General features: G+C 71.0%; 2 protein-coding genes. Both read right to left on the reverse strand.

Annotated features, from left to right (window positions below; translation table 11 throughout):
- Nucleotides 1-842: beta-ketoacyl synthase N-terminal-like domain-containing protein (locus DFR74_RS35085; protein WP_211334148.1), on the reverse strand; the 842-nt coding region annotated here is incomplete at its 3' end.
- Nucleotides 843-902: 60 nt separating this feature from the next.
- On the reverse strand, nt 903-4931 hold the full coding sequence (locus tag DFR74_RS35090) for a type I polyketide synthase (RefSeq protein WP_170160863.1): 4029 nt from the start codon (nt 4929-4931) through the stop codon (nt 903-905).
- Nucleotides 4932-4985 lie beyond the last annotated feature (54 nt).

Genomic DNA, 4985 nt, shown 5'->3' on the forward strand with positions numbered 1-4985 from the left:
ACCGCATCCGACAACCGCTCCAACACCACCAAACCCACACCCTCCGACCACCCCGTACCACCCGCACCCGCACCGTAAGAACGGCACCGACCATCCACAGACAACCCACCCAACCGCGAAAACTCCACAAACGCCTGCGGCGTCGACATCACCGTCACACCACCCGCCAACGCCACATCACACTCACCCCGACGCAACGACTGCGCCGCCAAATGCAACGCCACCAACGACGACGAACACGCCGTATCCACCGCAATCGCCGGACCCTCCAACCCCAACACATACGCCAACCGCCCCACCGCAATACTCCCCGCACTCCCCGCAAACAAATACCCCTCCAAATCCCCACCCACACCAGCACGCGAACCATAATCCGAATACATCACCCCCGCAAAAACACCCGCCCGCGACCCACGCAACACCCCCGGCACCACACCCGCCGACTCCAACGCCTCCCACCCCACCTCCAACAACAACCGCTGCTGCGGATCCACCGCCAACGCCTCCCGCGGCGACAAACCAAAAAACCCCGCATCAAACAAATCCGCCCCATACAAAAACCCACCCTCCCGCACATACGACATCCCCACACCCCCACCAAACAACCCACCCAAATCCCACCCACGATTCACCGGAAAACCACCCACCACATCCAAACCACCCTCAACCACACCCCACAAACCACCACCATCAACCACCCCACCCGGAAAACGACAACCCACACCCACCACCGCAACAGGCTCCCGCATCGATTCCTCCACCTCGGCCAATTGCTTACGGGCCTGGTGGGTTTCGGCGATCGCCCGCTTGAGGTATTCGCGCAGCTTGTCCTGATCGGCCATGGGTCCATCACCTTTCACAAAACACGGGTCGAAATGAAAGAACGGGTATCAGCGGCGAATTCAGTCGAATTCGTCGACGAGCGCGTAGAGCTCCTCGTCGGAGGCCGCGTCGAGCTGGCTCTCGAAATCGGCGTCGGCGGTGACGAGCCCGAGCAGCTCGCGCAGCCTGGCCGCGATCGCCGTGCTGTCGTCGGCGGAGTCCTCGAGCGCCGCGGTGATCGCCGGGCGCAACCCGTCGATGAGCGACAGCACCGACGTCTCCCGCGGGCGTGCCTCGAATCCGAGTTGCTCGAGCAGGTGTTCGGCGAGCGCGACCGGGCTGGAGTGGTCGAAGATCACCGTGGCGGGCAGCGTCAGCCCGAGCGCGCCGGCCAGCACATTGCGCAGTTCGACCGCCATGAGCGAATCGAATCCGAGCTCCTGGAACTGCCGGTCCCCGGTGACGGCACCGGGGTCGGCGTGTCCCAGTACCGCGGCGGCCCTGGCGCGCACGAAGTCGATGAGCGCCGCGATCCGGCCGTCGTGGTCCAGGTTCGCGAGGCGGTCCCGCAGGTCCGGTTCGCCGGTCGCGGCGACGGCGCGGCGCACCCTGGTGCGGACCAGTTCGCGCAGTGGTGCGGGCAGCGCCGCCGTGTCGCCGCTCAGGGCGTCGCGGTCGAGGCGGGTCACCGCGAGCACCGGTTCCCCGGTCGCGACCGCCGCGTCGAACAGGTCGAGCGCGTCGGCCGGGTCCAGCGGCTGGAGTCCGGAGCGCGCCAGCCTGCGCAGGTCCACGTCGTCGAGGTGGCCGCTCAATTCGCTGGTCCCCGACCACAGGCCCCACGCCAGCGAGACGGCGGGCAGTCCGCGCTCGTGCCGGTGCTCGGCGAGCGCGTCGAGGTAGGTGTTGGCGGCGGCGTAGTTGGCCTGCCCGGCGGTGCCGAGAAGTCCGGCGACCGAGGAGTACAGCACGAACGCCGCGGGCTCGTGGGCGAGGGTGACCTCGTGCAGGTTCCACGCCGCGTCGACCTTCGGCCGCAGCACGCGGTCGAGCTGATCGTGGGTGAGCGCGGTGACCACACCGTCGTCGGTGACACCCGCGGTGTGAATCACGGCGCCGATCCGGCGGTCACCGATGGCGGCCACCAGTTCGTCGCGGTCGGCGACATCGGCGGCCGCGAGAGCGACCGTCGCGCCCAGCGCGGTCAGCTCGGCGGCGAGGTCGGCCGCGCCCGGTGCGTCGGGTCCGCGCCTGCTCAGCAGCAGCAGATCGGTCGCGCCGTGCCGGACCACCAGGTGACGGGCGATGAGCGCGCCCAGCGCGCCGGTGCCGCCGGTGATCAGCACCGTGCCGGCGGACCAGTCCGGTGACTGTCCGCCGGTGGTCCGGACCCGTTCCCAGCGCGGCGCGAACAGCGCGCCGTCCCGGACGATCACGTGCGGTTCCCCGGATCGCGCGGCCCGGTCGATCAGCTCGTGCGCGGCGGCGGTGCCGTCGGTCTCCACCACGGTGATCCGTCCCGGATTCTCCGCCGCCGCCGACCGGACCAGGCCGCGCACACCGGACTGGGCCAGGTCGCCGGAAGCGATGACGAGGGCGAGCCGGTCGTCGCCGGGCTCGGACAGCCAGTCCCGGGCCGTGTCCAGCGTCGCGTGCAGCACCTCGGTCGGCGCGCCGGTCGTCGCGTCGACCAGCCGCACGCCCACGGCGTCCTCGCCCGCGGGGATCGCACGCAGGCGCGGCACGAACAATCCGTCCACGCCGGTGGTGGCCGCGATCGCCGAACGCGGGCGCAGCACAAGGGATTCGACGGTCGCGACGGGCCTGCCCGACGGGTCGTCGGCGTGCAGGGACACCCGCATCGACTCGGCGCTCGACTCCAGCACACCGAGGCGCACACGCAGGGCGGCCGCACCGGTCGCGACCACTCGCACGCCGCTCCACACGAACGGCAGCCAGGCGGGCGAGTCGTCGGTGACGACGCCCGGCAGCAGCGCGTGCAGCGCCGCGTCCAGCAGCGCCGGGTGCAGATCGACGGTGTCGCCGTGGCGTTCCTCGGGCAGTTCGACCTCGACCAGCAGTTCGCCGTCGGCGGCGCGGACGCGGCGCAACCCTCGGAAGGCGGGCCCGTAGTGGTAGCCGCGCTCCTCGAGCCGGTCGTAGACCCCGGTCAGGTCGACCTCGCTGTGCTCGGCACCCGAGGCGGGAGCGTCGACCGGTTCGCCCTGCGCGACGGCCACGAATCCGGTTGCGTGCGTATCCCATTCACCGTCGGCGGTGCGGGAGTGGATCTCGGCCTGCCTGCGGCCGTGCTCATCGGGGGCGCCGATGCCGACCTGGACGGTCACCCCGCCCGGCGGCAGCGTCAGCGGCGCGCCGATGGTGAGTTCGGCCAGTTCGTCGCAGCCGGCGTGGCCCGCCGCGTGCAGCACCATCTCGACCAGCGCGGTGCCCGCGACCACGGTCGCGCCGTCCACGCCGTGATCGGCCAGCCACGGGTGCGTCCCCGCGCCCAGGCGCACGGTGAAGCGGAACTCGTCGCGATTGGCGATCGGCACAACCGCGCCCAGCAGCGCGTGGTCGGCGCTCCCCAGTCCGAAACTCGCGATATCGGCCGTGCGTCCGACCGGTTCCAACCAGTAGCGCGTGCCACGGAAGGGATAGGTGGGCAACGCGATTCGGCGACCGCCCGGGATCAGCGCCGCCCAGTCCACCCCGTGACCGCGCGCAGCAGCGGCGGTCACAGCCGAGATCAGGGTCTGCTGTTCGGGTCGTCCGTCGCGCAGCACCGGCAGCGCCACACCGCCGGCCTCGGCGAGCGTCTGCTGCACGAGCGCCGACAGCACACCGTCCGGGCCGATCTCGACGAAATCGGTGACGCCCGCCCGCTCCAGCGCTTGCACGCCGTCGAGGAACCGGACGGGCAGCCGGATGTGGCGCACCCAGTAGCCGGGATCGGTCAGCGCGGCCGGGTCGGCGATGTCGCCGGTCACGTTCGACACCACCGGCAGGCGCGGAGTCCGGAAGTCCAGATCCGCGATGGCGGCGTGGAATTCGTCCAGCACGCCGTCCATGTGCGGGGAGTGGAAGGCGTGACTGACCGGGAGGCGCTTGACCTTGCGCCCGCGCTCGCGCCACAGCGCCGCCACCTGTTCGGCGGGTCCGGCGTCGCCCGAGATCACCATGGACTGCGGGCCGTTCACGCCGGCGATCACCACGGCCTCCCCGTAGGGCGCCAGGGTTCCGGCCACTTCGGCCTCGGTGGCCTGCACGGCGATCATCGCCCCGCGCGACCGGGCGGCCTGCATCAGGCGCCCGCGCGCCGCGACCAGGACGGCGGCGTCACGCAGGTCGAGCACCCCGGCCACGTGCGCGGCGGTAACCTCGCCGATCGAGTGGCCGGTGACGTAATCCGGTCGCAGGCCGTAGCTTTCGACCGTGCGGTACAAGGCGGTCTCCACCGCGAAGAGCGCCGCCTGGGTGTAGTGCGTCTGGTCGAGCAGCGCGGAGTCCGCGGAGTCGACGGGCGCGAACAGCACGTCCTTCAAGGGCCGCAAGAACTGCGGGTCCAGTTCGGCGTACACCGCGTCGAACGCGTCGGCGTAGACCCGCGAGGACTCGTAGAGTTCGCGGCCCATGCCGAGGCGCTGGCTGCCCTGCCCTGTGAACAGGAAGGCGAGCTTGCCGCGCCGCCCCCGTTCGGTGCGGACCACCGTCGAATTCGTTGCGCCCGTGGCGATATCGGCGAGCGCGGCGCGCGCCGCGGCACGGTCGCCGACGAACGCGGCGCGCACGTCGTGGCGGGCCCGCCCGGTGGCGAGGGTGTGGGCGATGTCGACGGTGGACTGGTCCGCTCCGGCGCCGTCCAGGTGGTCCCGCAGCCGTTCGGCGACCGCGCGCAGGCCGTCGTCGTCCTTGGCGGACAGGATCCACGGCACCGGCACATCCGGTCGGGCGGTGACGGCGGGTTCGGGCGCTTGTTCGAGGATGACATGGGCGTTGGTGCCGCTTACACCGAACGACGACACGCCCGCCCGGCGGGGTTCCCCCGTTTCCGGCCACTCCCGCGCCTCCGACAGCAATTCGATAGTCCCCGACGACCAATCCACCTCCGTCGAAGGCTCCTCCGCATAAAGCGACTTCGGCAGCACTCCCCGCCGCAT

Origin of the sequence: Nocardia puris, from assembly GCF_003315035.1 — a bacterium.
Lineage (GTDB): Bacteria > Actinomycetota > Actinomycetes > Mycobacteriales > Mycobacteriaceae > Nocardia > Nocardia puris.